The sequence below is a fragment of the Collinsella sp. TM10-22 genome (assembly GCF_003466125.1).
Lineage (GTDB): Bacteria > Actinomycetota > Coriobacteriia > Coriobacteriales > Coriobacteriaceae > Collinsella.
The window spans coordinates 1-16460 of sequence record NZ_QSOC01000008.1; the positions used below are offsets into that span (position 1 = coordinate 1).

A 16460-nucleotide genomic window follows, 5' to 3' on the forward strand; every position below is an offset into this window, starting at 1 on the left:
GGAGTAGCCCCGACGGTTGACAAAACTATAGGAACACCCAACGACTACCCCGATGTTTTGCGGCGCCGTAACTAAATAAGTTTGGTACCTTGACATTCTTGTGTGGCACTCCTAGATTAGTTAGGCACAAAACAATTCCACTACCTAACTAAAGAAAGGAGCGATACGAATTCATGTGCGATGAACCCCTTAACCTTCGCCCGCATGAGCCCGGCGGCGATCCTTCGGAGCCGGCAGACGTGCCCGAAGCAGTTAACGGCGAAGACAAGCTCGCCAAGCGCATCCTGAGCGGCCTGGGTTTTTGCGGCCATTACATGCATTTTCATGGCGGAGGCGTGTCCGGCAAGGCGCCCATCATCTGCCTGCTGGCCAAGCAGCCCGGCGGCGAGATGTCGCAGCAGGAACTCGGCATGCACTTTGACCTCAAGCCGGGGTCGCTTTCCGAGATCCTGTCCAAGCTCGAGCTCAACGGCCTCATTGAACGCAGCCGTAACCCCAAGGATCGACGGCAACTCACCATTCGTCTGACCGAAACCGGCCGGGAAAACGCCCGCATCGACCAGGCGGCCCGCATCCGCTTTAGAGAACGGGCCTTTAGCGCGCTCACCCATGACGAGCGCGAGGACCTCGCCGAAATGCTCGAGAAAATCCGTGTAACCTGGGAGGAACTGGATGATTAAAACCCTCATGGGAAGCATCCGCGACTATATGAAAGTCACCGTTGCCACGCCGCTGCTCGTGCTTGGCGAGGTGCTCTGCGAGATGCTGATTCCTTTTATCACCGCCAACCTGATCGACGCCATCAAAGACGGTGCCACCGTAGCCGAGATGCTTCCCACCGCAGGCTTTTTGGTGCTCATCGCGCTGACGTCGCTTGCTTTTGGCGCCGCTGCCGGCGTCACCTGCAGCCATGCGAGCTGCGGGTTCGCCAAGAACCTGCGTCACGACCTGTTCTACAAGATCCAGACGTTCAGCTTTGCCAACATCGATGAGTTCTCGAGCTCCTCGCTCGTCACGCGCCTGACCACCGATATCAACAACGTGCAGCAGGCCTTTATGATGATCATCCGTATCGCCGTGCGCGCGCCGCTGGTATTGATCTTCGCCTTTACCATGGCGTTTATCATGGGCGGCAGCGTTGCCATGGTCTACCTGGTCATCATTCCGCTGCTGGGCTTTGGGCTGTTCTTTATCATCTTTAAGGTGCGCCCCATCTTCTCGCGCGTGTTCCACAAGTACGACGCCCTTAACGAGTCCGTCGAGGAAAACGTCACCGGCATGCGCGTGGTTAAGAGCTACGTGCGCGAAGACTTTGAGAAGGAGAAGTTCGCGACCGCCGCACGCGACGTCCAGATGGACTTCACCCGCGCAGAGAAGCTGCTCGCCTTTAACAACCCCATGATGAACATCTGCGTCAACGGCGCATTTGTCGTCATCATCTACCTGGGCTCCAAGCTCATCATCACGAGCCAGGGTACGCTGTTCGACGTGGGCCAGCTCTCTTCGATCTTTACCTATGGCTTCCAGATCCTCATGAGCCTGATGCAGCTGTCGATGATCTTTGTCATGGTGACCATGGCCGACGAATCGGCGCACCGCATTACCGAGGTGCTGGCCGCCGAGCCCACGATCGCCGATCCCGCCGAACCCGTGCTCGAGGTGGCCGACGGCTCCATCGACTTTGACCACGTGAGCTTTAAGTATTCTGCGCATGCGAAGCGCCGGGCGCTCGACGATATCGACCTGCACATTAAGAGCGGCGAGACCATCGGCATCATCGGCGGCACCGGCTCGGCCAAGTCCACGCTCGTAAACCTCATCGCCCGCCTGTACGACGCCACCGAGGGCACCGTGCGCGTGGGCGGCATGGACGTGCGCGACTACGACTTGGACGCCCTGCGCCACCAGGTCGCCATGGTGCTGCAGAAAAACGTGCTGTTTAGCGGCACCATCGCCGAGAATCTGCGCTGGGGCGACCCGAACGCCACCGACGAGGAGGTCCGCGAGGCAGCACATCTGGCCTGCGCCGATGAATTTGTCGACGGCTTCCCCAAGGGCTACGACACCTGGATCGAGCAGGGCGGCTCCAATGTCTCGGGCGGTCAGAAGCAGCGCCTGTGCATTGCGCGTGCCCTGCTGCGTCGCCCCAAGATCTTGATCCTGGACGACTCCACCAGCGCCGTCGACACCAAGACCGACGCCAAGATCCGCGCAGGGTTGGCAAGCTATCTGCCCAACACGACCAAGCTCATCATCGCCCAGCGCATCAGCTCCGTGCAGGACGCAGACCGCATCATCGTCATGGAGGGCGGCCGTATCGCGCAGATCGGCAACCATGACGAGCTGCTCAAGACGAGCGAGATCTACCGCGAGACCTTTACCTCGCAAAACAAGATGTCTGCCGAAGGCGAAGGGGCCGTCGAAGCCGGCACCGAGGCATCCGTAACGCAAGCTCAGAACCAGGAAGGAGGCGAGGCACATGAGTAAGGCAACGACCGCCGAGCGCGCGCTCAACCGCAAGGGCGGCACCATGTCGCGCCTCATCAAGACGCTTTTTGGCTTCTACCCCGCGCTTTTGCCCCTCGTCGTCGCCGGCGTGGTGCTCTGCGCCATCATCAACTCCATCGGCGCGACCTTCCTTCAGAGCGCCCTGCAGATCATTAGCGAATCGTGGCAGTCGGGCGACTGGGAAGCCGCACAGCCCAAGATTGCACAGCTCGTGACCACCCTCGCCTGCATCTACGGCGTCGGCATCCTGTCCTCGCTCTTCTGGAACCGCGCCATGGCCATCGTCACGCAGGGCTCGCTGGAGAAGCTGCGCGAGAAGATGTTCAACCGCATGCAGGACCTGCCGATCCGCTACTTCGACACGCACCAGCGCGGCGACATCATGAGCCACTACACCAACGACATCGACACGCTGCGCCAGATGATCAGCCAGTCGCTGCCCAACCTGCTCATGACGACCATCGTCATCGTCACGGTGTTCTTTATCATGCTGTACTACAGCGTTTGGATGTGCCTGGTCATTGTGGCGGGCGTCGCCTTTATGACCTTTATGACCAAGCTGCTCGGCTCCAACTCCGCGCGCTTCTTCATTGCGCAGCAGACCGAGCTCGGCGTGGTCGAGGGTCATATCGAGGAAGTCATGAACGGCCAGAAGGTCGTCAAGGCATTCTGCCACGAGTCTGCCGCCGAGGCCGATTTTGACGAGCGCAACGAAAAGCTCTTCGAGGTCTCGCAGAAGGCCAACATGTACGCCAACATCCTCATGCCTATCCTTATGAACCTGGGCAACCTGCTCTACGTGCTGGTCGCACTGGCAGGCGGCATTTTCCTGGCGCTGGGCGTGCCCAACCTGAGCATCTCGGGCATGACACTGTCCATCGCCGTCGTGGTGCCGTTCCTCAACATGACCAAGCAGTTCTGCGGACAGATCGGCCAGATCTCACAGCAGATCAACGCCGTGGTCATGGGCCTCGCCGGCGCCGACCGCATCTTTGAGCTCATCGACGAGAAGCCCGAGGCCGACGAAGGCTACGTGACACTCGTCAACGCGCAGGTGAACCCCGAGACTTGGAAGTTCGAGGAGGCGGACCACCACACCGGCATGTGGGCGTGGAAACATCCGCACCGCGCAACCGGCGAGATCGAGTACGTACCGCTGCGCGGCGACCTGGTCATGGACAACGTCGACTTTGGCTACACGCCCGACCACGAGGTGCTGCACGGCGTGTCCGTGTTTGCCAAGCCGGGCCAGAAGGTCGCGTTTGTCGGCGCCACCGGTGCCGGCAAGACGACCATCACCAACCTCATCAACCGCTTCTATGACATTGCCGACGGCAAGATTCGCTACGACGGTATCAACGTCAATAAGATTCGCAAGGCCGATCTGCGCCGCTCACTGGGCGTCGTGCTGCAGGACGTGAACCTGTTCACCGGCACCGTGATGGATAACATCCGCTACGGCAACCTGGATGCGACCGACGAGGAGTGCATCGCGGCGGCCAAGCTCGCGGGCGCGGACGACTTTATCACCCGCCTGCCCGACGGCTACGACACCATGCTCACCGGCAACGGCGCCCAGCTGTCGCAAGGCCAGCGCCAGCTGATTTCGATCGCACGCGCTGCCGTCGCCGATCCGCCGGCGATGATCCTGGACGAGGCCACGAGCTCCATCGACACCCGCACCGAGGCCATCGTGCAGGCCGGCATGGACAAGCTCATGGAAGGCCGCACGACGTTTGTCATCGCGCACCGCCTGTCCACCGTGCGCAACTCCGACGCAATCATCTGTCTGGATCACGGCCGTATCATCGAGCGCGGCAACCACGACGAGCTGATCGCCAAGCGCGGGTATTACTACCAGCTGTACACGGGTGCGTTTGAGCTGGAGTAGGAACGGTTACTGACGGAGGGTGCCCCGGGGCGTCGGGGTAATTCCTCCGTGCTCAAACATTCTCGCTTCGCTGCGAAACTGCGCGCGGAGGAAATACCCCGCCGCCCCGGGGCACCCTCCTGCGCGCAATCAGCCCGTTGTTTAAAACGGAATAAAGGTTAGTGAGGCCCTGGCCGTTTGGCCAGGGCCTCGTTTTGTTAGTCTTTTTGGGACGGGGCTTTTTGACTACTTTGAGGGTGCGCAGGCAGGGCGGCGAAAGTAGCTAAAAAAGCCCCGTCCCAAAAAGACTACCCGCGCCAAATGAGCTAGTTGAGGAGTTGGGCCATGGCGTTGACGAATTTTTGGACTTGGAGGGTGGGCTCGAGCGGGTAGTGCAAATAGACCGGCACCTCGCGACCGCATAGAAACGGTACGCCCACAAAGGCCGGGTGCACGCCCGACCACGCTCCGCAGGTGAGCACCGCATCGCCCTTTTCCTCCGCCTCGTTAAAGAGCGCAAAGTCGAAGCTATCCACGTCGATCACGTCCACGCCGCCGTCGGCCAACAGGTCGATGCGCAGGCTGTCCATAGCGTCGTTGCCGTGACGGAGCGCGCGCAGGCGCATGCCCTCCAGGTCGGCAACCGTGATGCGCGTCTTGCGCGCAAGCGGGCTCGTGCGCGGCACATCAATATAAAACGGTACGTTGACGATAAGGAGCTTTTGGCAGGCGTCGCCCCAGCGCGGGGTCGAAAAACTCGACTGCACTACATCCACTTCGCGACCAAGACTGCGCATGACGGTCTCGCGCTCATCGTAGAGGTCACTCACCGGCACAATCTCAAAGCGCAGCGACGGCTCCAGCTCGTGCACACTCGGCCACATCGACAGCGTTTGGCGCCCCGGGCACATCATCGACACGCCCAGACGCACGGCGCCGCCATCGCCCGCTGCGCGTCGGGCACGGCGCAACGCATCCTCGGACTGACGCATGATCGAGCGCGCATCGTCTACCAGCAGCGCACCCGCCGGCGTCACCTTAACGCCCGAATGCGAGCGCTCGAACAACGTGATGCCAAACTCGGCCTCGAACCCCGACACCTGTTTGACGAGAGCCGGGGTCGACACACGTAGTTTTGCCGCCGCGCGCGAGAAGCTTCCCAGCTCCGCGGCGGCCGATATGGCCTCAAGTCGTCGATCGTACACGTCAATCTCCCGTTTTCGCGCCCGTGGCCACATGGTGCCACAGGAGGTTGTTTTCGCAGGTCATGCGCTCAATTGAGAATAAACTGCATCGCACAGTGTAAACCTATGGTTAACGCCATTCTAACAAATATGCAATTCACCTGCGCAAATGCAAAGCATACGATAACCAGCGAAAACCACGTGGGTCGATTAATGGGAGCGACCCACCGGGAGGCACAAGAAGGGAAGTTCCTATGAGCAATTGGCTTAAGCTCGAGGGCGATGTCTGCGCCGTGACCGGCGCGCTCGGCGGTATGGGCGTCGAGATTTGCCGCGAGTTCGCCCGCAACGGCGCCAACGTCGTCTTGCTCGACCTAGACGAGGAGAAGGTCAAGGCAGCAGCCGCCGACCTCGCCGCCGAGTTTGGTATCCACGCCGAGGGCTACAAGATGAACGCCACCGACGAGGCCGAGGTTCAGGCTGCCGTCGACGCCACCATCGCCAACTTCGGCCGCGTCGACGTTCTCGTCAACACCGCCGGCATCCTGCGCTTCGCCGCCATGGAGGACCTGCCGCTAAGCGACTGGGAGCAGGTGCTCAACGTCAACCTCACCGGCTACTTCATCACCTCGCAGCGCTTTGGTCGCGAGATGATCAAGGCCGGCCAGGGCCGCCTAGTGCACATCTCGACCGTTGCCAGCCACTCCCCCGAGACGTTCTCGGGCGTGTACAGCTCCACCAAGGCGGGCGTCAACATGATGTCCAAGATGCTCGCCGCCGAGTGGGGCCCCTACGGCGTCCGCTCCAACTGCGTCGAGCCCTGCTTTGTCAAGACACCCATGTCGGCAAGCTTTTACGCCGATCCCGAGGTCGAGAAGAGCCGCAGCCGCCTCATCGCCACGCGCCGCATCGGCGAGGTCAGCGATATCGCCAACGCCGTCATGTTCCTGGCGTCCAAGCGCTCGGACTTTACCACCGGCGACGCCATCAAGGTCGACGGCGGCTTCTCCAACATGATGGGCGACCTCACCGCCAAGCCCGGCGGCCGCCGCGCCTTTGCCGACAACTACCTCAAGAACAAGGGCGTCGAGCTCTGGTCCGATGAGTCCGGCGTCGCAAAGCCGACTGACCAGTAAACCAGCCCGGTAGAAAGGGGCGCGGGGCAAGCACCTCAGCGGCGTTTGCCCCTCCCCTCCCCCGTATCGATTAGAAAGAGTCCAATGGCTTCCACCAACTCCAACAAGGGTCGCGCCGTCGTGCTTTCCGCCGCGTGCGTCACCATGTTCTTTATCAGCTCCATCGCGCTGTATTCCGTTGTGAGCAAGAACCTGCTCGCCGTCTACCCCGAGTGGTCCAGCGCACTTACCTGGGCTTTCCCGGTCTTCCAGACCATCATGGCCGTGACGGGCATCTTCGCCGGCCGCATCTCCGATAAGATCGGCCCGCGCAACGTCGTGATCGCTGCCGCCGTGTGCTACGGCGTGGGCTGGTTCATGTCCGGCACCGTCACCGAGCCGTGGCAGTTCTACCTGTGGTTCTCGCTCGTCGCCGCCATCGGCAACGGCCTAGGCTACAACCCCGCGCTCACCACCGGCCAAAAGTGGTTCATCGACAAAAAGGGCCTCGCCTCCGGCATCACCCTGGCCGCTTCGACCGCCGGCCCCGCCGTGTTGTCCCCGGTGCTCGCCTCGCTGCTCATCCCGAGCCTGGGCATCTTTGGCGCCCTCAAGGCACTCGGCGTCATCTTCTTTGTGACGATCGCCGCCTCTGCCCTGTTCCTGAAGGCCCCCGAGGCCGGCTGGCTGCCCGAGGGCTTCGAGGCCCCCAAGGGCGGCGCGCATGCCGGCACCTTCGGCGACCTCACCCCGAGCGAGATGGTCAAGACCCCGCGCTTCTGGGTCCTCATCGTCACCTTCGCCTTTGCCGCCACCGCGGGCACCCTGCTCGTGGGCAAGGTTGCCTCCATCGCCGCTGTCCAGCTCTTCGCCGACCCCACGAGCGCCGCGGCCGTCGCCCTCGGCGGCGTGGTCGTCTCCGTCAACACCTGCGCCAACCTGGTCGGCCGTCTGTCCTTTGGCCAGATCATCGACAAGCTCGGCGCCTACAAGTCGCTGCTCATCAGCCTTGTCGTCACCATCGTCGCGCTCGTCATCATGTCGATGAGCTTTACGCAGAGCATGTTCTTTGTGGCGCTCGCCCTGCTCGGCTTTAGCTTTGGCGCCCTGCTCGTCATCTACCCGCCGCTCACCGGTGGCGCCTTTGGCACCAGCAACATCGGTGTCAACTACGGCATCATGTTTTTGGGCTACGCCGCCTCTACCTGGATCAGCCAGCCCATCACCGCCGTGCTGTATCACGCCGAGGCCGGCAGCGCCGCCTACCAGCAGTCCTTCTACGGCGCCATCGTGATCGCCGCCATCGCCGTCGTGCTCACCCTCTACATGATGGTCTCCGACAGCAAGAAGAAGTCCGCCTAGTTTTACCGATGTGACAAAGGGACTGTCCCTTTGTCACATTCCACCAGCCACCAGCATTAAGGAGTCGAAATGTCTGAGCTCAACCCCGTCCGCATTGCCGTCATCGGCGCCGGCGCCATGGGCCGCAACCACATCCGCTTTGTCACCGAGGAGCCCGAGGCCGAGCTCGTCGCCATCGCCGACGCCTTTGAGGGCGCCCGCGCCACGGCCGAGGCTGCCGGCGTGCCGTTCTTTACCGATCCCGCCCAGATGATGGACGAGGTCAAGCCCGAGGCCGTCATCATCGCCACCCCCAACGACCTGCACTTGGGCGTTGCCCGCGAGGCCATCAAGCGCAACATCGTGCCGCTGGTCGAAAAGCCGATCTCCAACGACCTCGAGGATGCCCAGGCTTTCGCCGCCGAGGCCGAGACCGCCGGCGTGCCCGTGCTCGTGGGCCAGCACCGTCGCCACAACCCCTTCGTCAACAAGGCCAAGGAGATCATCGAGTCCGGCGAGCTGGGCAAGCTCACCGTGTCGAGCTTCCACTACATGATCTATAAGAATGACGAGTACTTCGATGTCGAGTGGCGCCACAAGAAGGGTGCCGGCCCGATCCTGGTTAACCTGGTTCACGACGTCGACCTGCTCCGCTATCTGCTGGGCGAGCCCGTTGCCGTCCAGGGTATGCAGTCCAGCGCCGCCCGCGGTTTTGAGACTGAGGACTCCGCCGTGGTCAACGTCCGTTTTGCCGATGGCGCGCTCGCAAGCATGACCATCTCCGATGCCACCGCCAGCCCCTGGAACTGGGAGGCCACCGCTCGCGAGGACCCGCAGTACCGTCCCTTCGACGCCGACGCCTACTTTATCGGCGGAACCTTGGGCGCCCTTTCGCTGCCCCGCCTGCACCAGTTCTCCTACGACGGCGCCTCCAACTGGCACAAGCCGCTGCAGATGGAGATTCCGGCCGTGGACCCGGCGCTGCCGCACAAGATGCAGCTCAAGCACTTTGTGAAGGTCGTCCGCCGTGAGGTCGAGCCCGTCGTGACCCCCGCCGACAACGTCAAGACGCTCACGCTTCTCAACGCCATCAAGGAGGCCGCCGAGACCGGCCAGCTCGTCGAGCTGTAATGCCTTGAGAGCGGCCGCGGCAGAAACCCCATGCCGAGTCCCTCGGTCCGACACAAATAAGCCCCTCTTCTTTGCCCCGCGAGCAGCCTCCTGCCCGCGGGGCATTTTGCTACGTTTCCAATGATTTTTCTGGGACGGGGGACTTTTTGCACCTTAGCTTGATTCGTTCGCCACAAAATGTGCCTATCTACTACGTTTAACCAATCACCCTCATCCATACCGAATTTCGCGAAATAAAAACCGCAGGTAAACGGCTTGCGCATTTTCGGAAAACCGGGGGATGGTCGACCCACACGGTTCAAACGTAGTAGATAGGCCGCTTTCGTGGTCCCGCGCCAAAACAGTCTTTTTTGAGCGAAGTGGCAGGTGGTATCCTTGGTAGCTCTGTGCTGCAAACGCACCTCAAACGCAAGGAGTCCCATGGATCTTATCGCCCAGCTCGCGCGCGAGCTCAACCTTAAGGCCGCCAACGTCGAGGCGGCCGTCAAGCTCATCGACGAGGGAAACACCATTCCCTTTATCTCGCGCTACCGCAAGGAAGCCACGGGCGGCATGGACGATGTCGCCCTGCGCGCGCTCGACGAGCGCCTGTCCTACCTGCGTAATCTTGAGCAGCGCAAAGAGGACGTCATTCTGCTCATCGGCGCCCAGGGCAAGCTCACGCCCGAGCTCGAGCAACAGATTCGCGAGGCCACACAGCTCCAGCGTGTCGAGGACCTCTACAAGCCCTTCCGCAAAAAGCGCATGACTCGCGCGCAGAAGGCCCGCGAGGCCGGCCTGGAGCCACTCGCCAACATGATCATCATGCAGGCCTCGGCCAAGGGCAGCGCGCTCGACACCGCCGCGGCATACGTCAACGAGGAGGCCGGCTTCGACACGCCCGAGAAAGCGCTCGCCGGCGCCGCCGACATCGTGGCCGAGACGGTGGCCGAGGACCCCGAGAACGTCGCCGACCTGCGCGCCTTTACGCAAAACACCGCCGACATCGTCGTCGAGGCCACCGACCCTGCCGAGAAGACCCCCTATGAGCCGTACTACAACTTTGACGAGCCGCTGCGCCATATTCCCAACCACCGCGTGCTGGCTATCGACCGCGGTGAGCGCGAGGGCAAGCTCCGCGTGCGCGTGAACGTCGACGGCGCTGCCGCCACGGCACGCCTCGGCAGCCGTTGGCCCCGACGCCAGGGCGTGTTTGCTCCCATCTTCGATGCCGCCATCGCTGACGGTTACAAGCGCCTCATGGCCCCCTCGCTGGAGCGCGAGGCCCGCGCCAAACTCACCGTTCGTGCCCAGACCGAGGCCATCAACGTCTTTGCCAAGAATCTTGAGGGCCTGCTCTCGGCACGCCCCGTCCGCGGCGCCCGTGTGCTCGCGCTCGATCCGGGCTACCGCACCGGCTGCAAGGTCGCCGTCATGGACGAGACCGGCAAGCTGCTCGACCACAGCGTAGTCTACCCCACCAAGCCGCGCCACGACGTCGCCGGCACTAAGCGCGAGCTCGCCCGCCTCGTCAAGAAGGACGGCGTCAACACCATCGTCATCGGCAACGGCACCGCCAGCCGCGAGACCGAGGAAGTCGTCTCGGAGCTCATCGCCGAGCAGGCGCCTGGGCTGCGATACACCATCGTCAACGAGGCCGGCGCGTCGGTGTACTCCGCCTCCGAGCTCGCCAGCCAGGAGTATCCCGATCTGGATGTCACCGTACGTGGCGCCATGAGCCTGGGCCGCCGTCTGCAAGACCCGCTGGCAGAGCTCGTCAAGATTCCGCCCCAGTCCATCGGCGTTGGCCAGTACCAGCACGACCTTGACCAGGCCGAGCTTTCGCGCACCTTGGGCCACGTGGTGGAAGACGTCGTCAACCGTGTGGGCGTCGACGTCAACACCGCGAGCGCAAGCCTGCTGGGCTACGTGTCGGGCATTACGCCGAGCGTAGCCAAAAACATCGTGGCCTACCGCGAGGAAAACGGCGCCTTTACCGATCGCCGCCAGCTCAAGAAGGTCCCCAAGCTGGGACCCAAGGCGTACCTCAACGCCGCAGGTTTCCTGCGCATCAGCGGCGGCAAGAACCCGCTCGACGCGACAAGCGTCCACCCCGAAAGCTACGAGGTGGCCACGGCCGTCCTGGAGCGCGCCGGCGTTGCGGCAAGCGAGCTCAGCCGCGGCGGCGTGCCCGATATCGAGCGCCGCCTGGGCAGCATCTCGGCGCTGGCAAGCGACCTGGACTGCGGCACCCTGACGCTCATCGACATCGTCAACGAGCTCAAGAAGCCCGGTCGCGACCCGCGCGACGACGCGCCCGAGGTAGTCTTTAGCCGCTCGGCGCTTTCGATCGACGACCTGGAGCCCGGCATGGAACTCAAGGGCACGGTGCGCAACGTCGTCGACTTTGGCGCCTTCGTCGACGTGGGCGTGCACCAGGACGGCCTCGTGCACATCTCCAAGCTGGCCAACCGCTTCGTCAAGCACCCCAGCGACGTGGTGCGCGTCGGTGACACGGTCAAGGTGTGGGTTGAAAAGGTCGATCGCGACCGCAAGAAGATCTCCCTCACCATGGTGCAGGGGAAGTAAACCGCCAAGCAAGGGTCCCCCCTCTCGCGACGTGCAAAATCGCGAGTATTCTGCAAATTCCACCGTTCCGGATGCCCCTCAGAGACGAAAAAGCAAGAAACAGCCCCCGTTTTAGCGTCATCAGAGCCAAAACGGGGGCTGTTCCATGCTTCACCCAGCTGGTAAAAGACTTTACCTTGCTGAATACTCTCAATTTTGCACGGCGCAGGCGGGGGTACCTTTGTCCACGGCAGGATATGGAAGCCTATCACCAACCTACCGGCAAGTTCGTGTCGGCAGCCCCGGCCTTTCCTTTGCCTAGCGCGACCCTCGCGAAGCGCGTGAGCGATAGGGAAAGGAAAGGCCGGGGCGAACAATCCGCGGCGCAGCCAGTGTTCGCGTTACGGCAGGATATGGAAACCGAGCGCCGCGATATCCTTGGCAAAGCCGCGCACGGTATCGAGCGAAACCTCGTACGGGTCGCGGCCGATGTTCTTGCGCTTGGCCAGAATGCTGTTGGGCACCGTGATGATCTGGCAGCCGCAGGCCTGCGCCTGGTAAATGTTGATAAGCTCGCGCGTGGACGCCCACAGAACCTCGCAGTTGGGCTTGGCGGCGGCCTTCTTGACCGACTCTGTCATAAACGGAATGGGATCGACACCCGTGTCGGCGATACGGCCGGCAAAGAGCGAGATGATAGACGGCGTCTCGGCGTCGACAGCGTCGACCATCTCGTCAACCTGCGCGGGCGTAAAGATGGTGGTGACGTTGACCTTGATGCCGTCGGCGGAAAGCTTGCGCACCAACTCGGCCGTGGACTCGCCCTTGGTGGTCACGCACGGAATCTTGACATAGACGTTCTCGGCCCAGGCAGCGATCTCGCGGGCCTCGATCTCCATGGTCTCGACGTCGTCGGCAAAGACCTCAAACGATACGGACACATCGGTGATGTGGGCCAGGACCTCCTTGGCAAACGCGCGGTAATCCGTCACGCCGCCCTTCTTCATAAGGGACGGGTTGGTCGTGAAGCCCTGAACGTTGCCGTTCTCGTACATGTCGAGCATGCCCTCGAGGTTTGCACCGTCAGCGAACACCTTGATTGCCATCTGCCTGATTCCTTTCGTTAGCATACGGGCGTGGAACTGCTAAACACTTTATCTACGTTTATCAAGGCGTGAACTGCGGTTTTTTATCTTCTCGGCGAACGGTATAAACGCCTTAGCGTTTGAATTGATAAATCGATTGAGCATGTGAATCCGGTGAGTTGCAGATCGAAAATCGTCCGAACGGCGAAATAATTAGATCAACCCAAAGTGGCGCATGGCGGTGACGGTACCGTCGCGTGCGACGTCGTCGGTCACGTAGTCGGCGACTGCCTTGACCTCGGGCATGGCGTTGCCCATGGCAACAGCCGTTTCGACGGCGGCAAGCATGCCCAGGTCGTTGCCCGAATCGCCAAAGCCAAAGGTGCGCGCGTTGCCGGCGCGCCCCAGATACTCAAGCGCTCGCGCCACGCCCACGCCCTTGTCAATGCCCTTGGGACTCAGCTCGCGATTCTGGCCGCCGGTGTTGCACAGCTCAAAGTTGCGTTCGATAAAGCCGTCGTCATTGGCCACGCGAGCCAAGCCGGGCTCGTTAAGGCACACCTTGCCCACACGCAGGCGGCCGTCGATGCGCATTTCCTCGGCGCTATGCACCACATGCGTGCCGATCAGAGACGACCGTTCAACACCCGCGGGCTCCAGTGCAAAAGTCGCAGCGTTGGCCTCAAAAAAGACCTCAATGCCGGCGTCCACAACGCGACGCGCAAGCTCCTCGACAATGTCCTCTTCAAAGCAATCCTCGTGCACCACACGGCCCTCAACCTCGAGCGTCGCCCCCGCCATGGCCACGATACCCGCAGGTTCGAGCTCACGCAGACCATCGGCAATCAGCCACAAGGGGCGTCCTGTGCAGATAAACGCCTTGTGCCCCGCATCGTGCAGGCGATGAAACGCCTCAATGACCGTCTGCGAGGGGCGCACCGCCGAAAAGTCCTTATCGGTCATGCTGTCGGGATCGAACGACGTCAGCGTGCCGTCCACGTCAAAAAACAGTACAGCGGAATCGGGGCACGCATCAATCATATGGGTTCCTTTCGAGGGCGATGGCAAACGAAGCTTCCATCATATAATGGAGCGACACAACCAGAGAGGTCACCCATGGAATTTTATGCAAGCTGCCCCGAGGGCTTTGAGTCCGCACTCGCCGACGAGCTTAAACGGCTCGGGCTTTCGCATGTCCGCCGCCTCAAGGGCCGCGCCACGTTTGAGGGCGAGCTCGAGCAAGGCTACCGTGCCTGCCTGTGGTCGCGCCTGGCCAGCCGCGTGTTTGTGGTGCTCGGGCGCTTTGAGGCACAGGATGCCGATGAGCTGTACGATGCCGTTTACGACATTGCCTGGGAAAACATCGTCCGCCCCGGCGCCACCATTGCCATCACTGCCCGTGGTGTGACCGAGCAGCTGCGCAACACGCGCTTCTCTGCCCTGCGCGCCAAGGACGCATTGTGCGATCGCCTGGCCGAGACCACGGGCCGTCGCGCCGATGTCGATGCCACCGATCCCGATGTTCACCTGCTGCTTTCGTTGCGTCAGCGCCGCGCGAGCATAAGCCTGGACCTTTCGGGCGACCCGCTGTTCAAGCGCCTGCCTCCCGCCGCGACTCGCGCCGGCGAGGGCGCGCACGTGTTGCGCCCCGACTACGCCGCCCTGGTATTGGCGCAGGTCGGCTGGACCGCACTGTGCGAGCGCGAGCTGACGGCCGACGACTACGAAAACGAAGCCCTGCCTACGCTGATCGACGCCTCGTGCGCCGGCGGCGGCCTGCTGCTAGAGGCCGTGAACATTCTGGCCGACCGCGCCCCGGGCGCCGCGCGCGAGCGCTGGGGCTTTGAGGGCTGGCAGCTGCACGATGCCGCCCTATGGGAGCAGCTGCTTGCCGAGGCACGCGAGCGCGAGACGGCAGCGCGCGAGCGCCAGGCGCGCATCGTTGCCGTAGACATCGACCCCGCCGCCCGCAAGACCGCCGAGCGCATGGTCAAGTGCGCCGGCTATAAGCGCTTTGTCGACTTTTGCGCCGCCAAGCCCACTACCGTACTGGACCATGCGGGTGCTGTCGCCGGCGCCGCCGTGGTCGCAGACACCACCGAGACCCCGCTTTCGCTCATGCACGACGCCATGACGCTGGTCGGCGAACTGCGTCGCGCGCCCGAGCTTACCGCCGCACCGGTCGCCGCGCTCACCCGCGACGGCCTTATGGCCCGCGCACTCCATGCCGAGCCCGCGCGCTCCATCGCTGTCATGCCCAACAACGAGGAGGCGACTATTGAGGTTTGGCCCTCGCTCGACCACACCGCCGCAGCATTTGAAGCTGCGACTAGCGCGGATGCCGAGGAGCAGGCCGCAGATACCGAAAACGAAGCCGCCAACGCTCCCATGCCCGAACCTGCCGCCACGCTCGATTTGGGCGACGGCAAGCCGCTGCCCGTGCTCATTCCCGAGTCCGAGCAGTTCGCCAACCGCCTGCGCAAGAACGCCCGCCTGCGCCGCAAGTGGGCAAAGCGTGAGGGCGTGAGCTGCTACCGCGTCTACGATGCCGACCTGCCCGACTACTCCGCCGCCATCGACCTGTACGAGGGCTGCTCGCAGACGCCGGGCCGCTGGCTCGTCATCGCCGAGTACGCCGCACCCAAGACCATCGATCCTGCGCTGGCCCAGGCCCGCATGCTCGATATCTTGGCCATCGCGCCGCTCATCTTGGATGTTCCAGCCGAGCACGTGCACGCCAAAGCCCGCATACGTTCGCGCGGCGGTTCGCAGTACGGTAAGCAGGGCGCCGGCAAGGGCGGCTCGGGCGAGCGCGCCAACATTGCGCGCCGTCGCCTGCCGCTCATCGAGGAAGGCGGCCTTACCTTTGCCGTCAACTTTGACGACTACCTGGACGTCGGCATCTTCCTGGATCATCGCGTCACGCGCAATCTGGTGCGCGAGCACGCCAAGCAGGCGCGCCGCTTCCTCAACCTGTTTGCCTACACCGGCACCGCCACCTGCTATGCAGCCGACGGCGGCGTCGAGGAAACCGTGACGGTCGACCTCTCCAACACCTACCTGGACTGGGCCGAGCGCAACATGCGCCAGAATGGCTTTGTGGGGCCGCAGCACCACTTTGTGCGCGACGACGTGCTCGCCTGGATTCGCGACCAGCGCCAGACGCGCAATCGCTGGGACCTGATCTTTGTCGATCCGCCCACGTTTTCGAACTCGTCCAAGATGGGCCGCCGCACCTGGGATGTTCAGCGCGACCATGTTGAGCTTTTGGCCGGTGTATCGCGCCTGCTCGCGCAGGGCGGCCACGCCATCTTTAGCTGCAACCTGCGCGGCTTCCGCCCCGAGACGCGCAAGCTCGCGCGCGCGGGCGTCGTGCTGGAGGACATTACGGCGCAGACCATCCCCGAGGACTTCGCGCGCAACCAGAAGGTGCACCATTGCTATATCGTGCGCCGCCTGCCCATCGAGGATGCCATGGCCGAAGTCGGCTTTAGTGCCGAGGAGATTGCCGAGCGAACCGAGGAGCTGCGCAACCCCGAAGCCCGCAAGCCCCGTACAGCAGTGCCCGCGCACGCGCAGGCCGGCGACCGAGGGCCGCGCGGTGACGGCAAGCCCACCTGTGCAGGTAAGCCCAAAAAGAAGAAGTTCTACGCCAGCAAGCCCAAGGGCAAATAACAAA

Annotated in this window: 11 protein-coding genes; 8 read left to right on the forward strand and 3 right to left on the reverse strand. The window is 62.8% G+C overall.

All coding sequences use genetic code 11. The features are described from left to right. Positions 1–173 precede the first annotated feature (173 nt). Genes DXD94_RS08445 through DXD94_RS08455 form a run of 3 tightly spaced genes read left to right on the forward strand, consistent with a single transcriptional unit; the run spans position 174 to position 4399 of the window. The gene (locus DXD94_RS08445; RefSeq protein WP_117734890.1) at positions 174–680 is read left to right on the forward strand and encodes a MarR family winged helix-turn-helix transcriptional regulator; all 507 of its coding nucleotides are present in this window, start codon (positions 174–176) and stop codon (positions 678–680) included. Beyond that, positions 673–2487 (forward strand): ABC transporter ATP-binding protein, encoded by a 1815-nt coding sequence (locus DXD94_RS08450; RefSeq protein WP_117763803.1) that lies wholly within the window; start codon positions 673–675, stop codon positions 2485–2487. The genes DXD94_RS08445 and DXD94_RS08450 overlap by 8 nt, the downstream gene beginning before the upstream one ends. Next, positions 2480–4399 carry an ABC transporter ATP-binding protein gene (locus tag DXD94_RS08455; RefSeq protein ID WP_117763804.1) on the forward strand — a complete coding sequence of 640 codons (1920 nt, stop codon included), beginning with the start codon at positions 2480–2482 and terminating at the stop codon, positions 4397–4399. The genes DXD94_RS08450 and DXD94_RS08455 overlap by 8 nt, the downstream gene beginning before the upstream one ends. Positions 4400–4704: 305 nt before the next feature. On the opposite strand, the gene DXD94_RS08460 is transcribed toward DXD94_RS08455, so the two are convergent. After that, the gene (locus tag DXD94_RS08460; RefSeq protein ID WP_233540354.1) at positions 4705–5583 is read right to left on the reverse strand and encodes a LysR family transcriptional regulator; all 879 of its coding nucleotides are present in this window, start codon (positions 5581–5583) and stop codon (positions 4705–4707) included. 233 nt (positions 5584–5816) lie between these two features. On the opposite strand from DXD94_RS08460, the gene DXD94_RS08465 reads away from it, so the two are divergent. From DXD94_RS08465 to DXD94_RS08480, 4 genes are all read left to right on the forward strand, one after another. After that, positions 5817–6698 (forward strand): SDR family NAD(P)-dependent oxidoreductase, encoded by an 882-nt coding sequence (locus DXD94_RS08465; RefSeq protein ID WP_117734887.1) that lies wholly within the window; start codon positions 5817–5819, stop codon positions 6696–6698. Between the two features lie 84 nt (positions 6699–6782). Next, complete coding sequence (locus DXD94_RS08470; RefSeq protein WP_117763806.1) at positions 6783–8039, forward strand: MFS transporter; 1257 nt, start codon at positions 6783–6785, stop codon at positions 8037–8039. Positions 8040–8108: 69 nt separating this feature from the next. Continuing rightward, positions 8109–9149 (forward strand): Gfo/Idh/MocA family protein, encoded by a 1041-nt coding sequence (locus DXD94_RS08475; RefSeq protein WP_117763807.1) that lies wholly within the window; start codon positions 8109–8111, stop codon positions 9147–9149. 420 nt (positions 9150–9569) lie between these two features. Continuing rightward, positions 9570–11717, forward strand: coding sequence for a Tex family protein (locus DXD94_RS08480; RefSeq protein ID WP_117763808.1), 2148 nt, complete (start codon positions 9570–9572; stop codon positions 11715–11717). Positions 11718–12097: 380 nt separating this feature from the next. On the opposite strand, the gene DXD94_RS08485 is transcribed toward DXD94_RS08480, so the two are convergent. Both DXD94_RS08485 and DXD94_RS08490 read right to left on the reverse strand, forming a co-directional pair. Beyond that, positions 12098–12802 carry a transaldolase gene (locus DXD94_RS08485; RefSeq protein WP_233502152.1) on the reverse strand — a complete coding sequence of 235 codons (705 nt, stop codon included), beginning with the start codon at positions 12800–12802 and terminating at the stop codon, positions 12098–12100. 192 nt (positions 12803–12994) lie between these two features. Further along, positions 12995–13822, reverse strand: coding sequence for an HAD-IIB family hydrolase (locus DXD94_RS08490; RefSeq protein WP_117734882.1), 828 nt, complete (start codon positions 13820–13822; stop codon positions 12995–12997). 75 nt (positions 13823–13897) lie between these two features. Between DXD94_RS08490 and rlmKL the strand changes: the two genes are divergently transcribed. Further along, positions 13898–16456 (forward strand): bifunctional 23S rRNA (guanine(2069)-N(7))-methyltransferase RlmK/23S rRNA (guanine(2445)-N(2))-methyltransferase RlmL, encoded by a 2559-nt coding sequence (gene rlmKL / locus DXD94_RS08495; RefSeq protein ID WP_117763809.1) that lies wholly within the window; start codon positions 13898–13900, stop codon positions 16454–16456. Positions 16457–16460 lie beyond the last annotated feature (4 nt).

Excerpts from the sequence above, each read along its gene's own strand:
- DXD94_RS08455 (WP_117763804.1), top strand. The coding sequence starts at position 2,480 with ATGAGTAAGGCAACGACCGCCGAGCGCGCGCTCAACCGCAAGGGCGGC.
- DXD94_RS08465 (WP_117734887.1), top strand. The coding sequence starts at position 5,817 with ATGAGCAATTGGCTTAAGCTCGAGGGCGATGTCTGCGCCGTGACCGGC.
- DXD94_RS08475 (WP_117763807.1), top strand. The coding sequence starts at position 8,109 with ATGTCTGAGCTCAACCCCGTCCGCATTGCCGTCATCGGCGCCGGCGCC.
- DXD94_RS08485 (WP_233502152.1), bottom strand. The coding sequence starts at position 12,802 with ATGGCAATCAAGGTGTTCGCTGACGGTGCAAACCTCGAGGGCATGCTC.
- DXD94_RS08490 (WP_117734882.1), bottom strand. The coding sequence starts at position 13,822 with ATGATTGATGCGTGCCCCGATTCCGCTGTACTGTTTTTTGACGTGGAC.
- DXD94_RS08470 (WP_117763806.1), top strand. The coding sequence starts at position 6,783 with ATGGCTTCCACCAACTCCAACAAGGGTCGCGCCGTCGTGCTTTCCGCC.
- DXD94_RS08450 (WP_117763803.1), top strand. The coding sequence starts at position 673 with ATGATTAAAACCCTCATGGGAAGCATCCGCGACTATATGAAAGTCACC.
- DXD94_RS08445 (WP_117734890.1), top strand. The coding sequence starts at position 174 with ATGTGCGATGAACCCCTTAACCTTCGCCCGCATGAGCCCGGCGGCGAT.
- rlmKL (WP_117763809.1), top strand. The coding sequence starts at position 13,898 with ATGGAATTTTATGCAAGCTGCCCCGAGGGCTTTGAGTCCGCACTCGCC.
- DXD94_RS08480 (WP_117763808.1), top strand. The coding sequence starts at position 9,570 with ATGGATCTTATCGCCCAGCTCGCGCGCGAGCTCAACCTTAAGGCCGCC.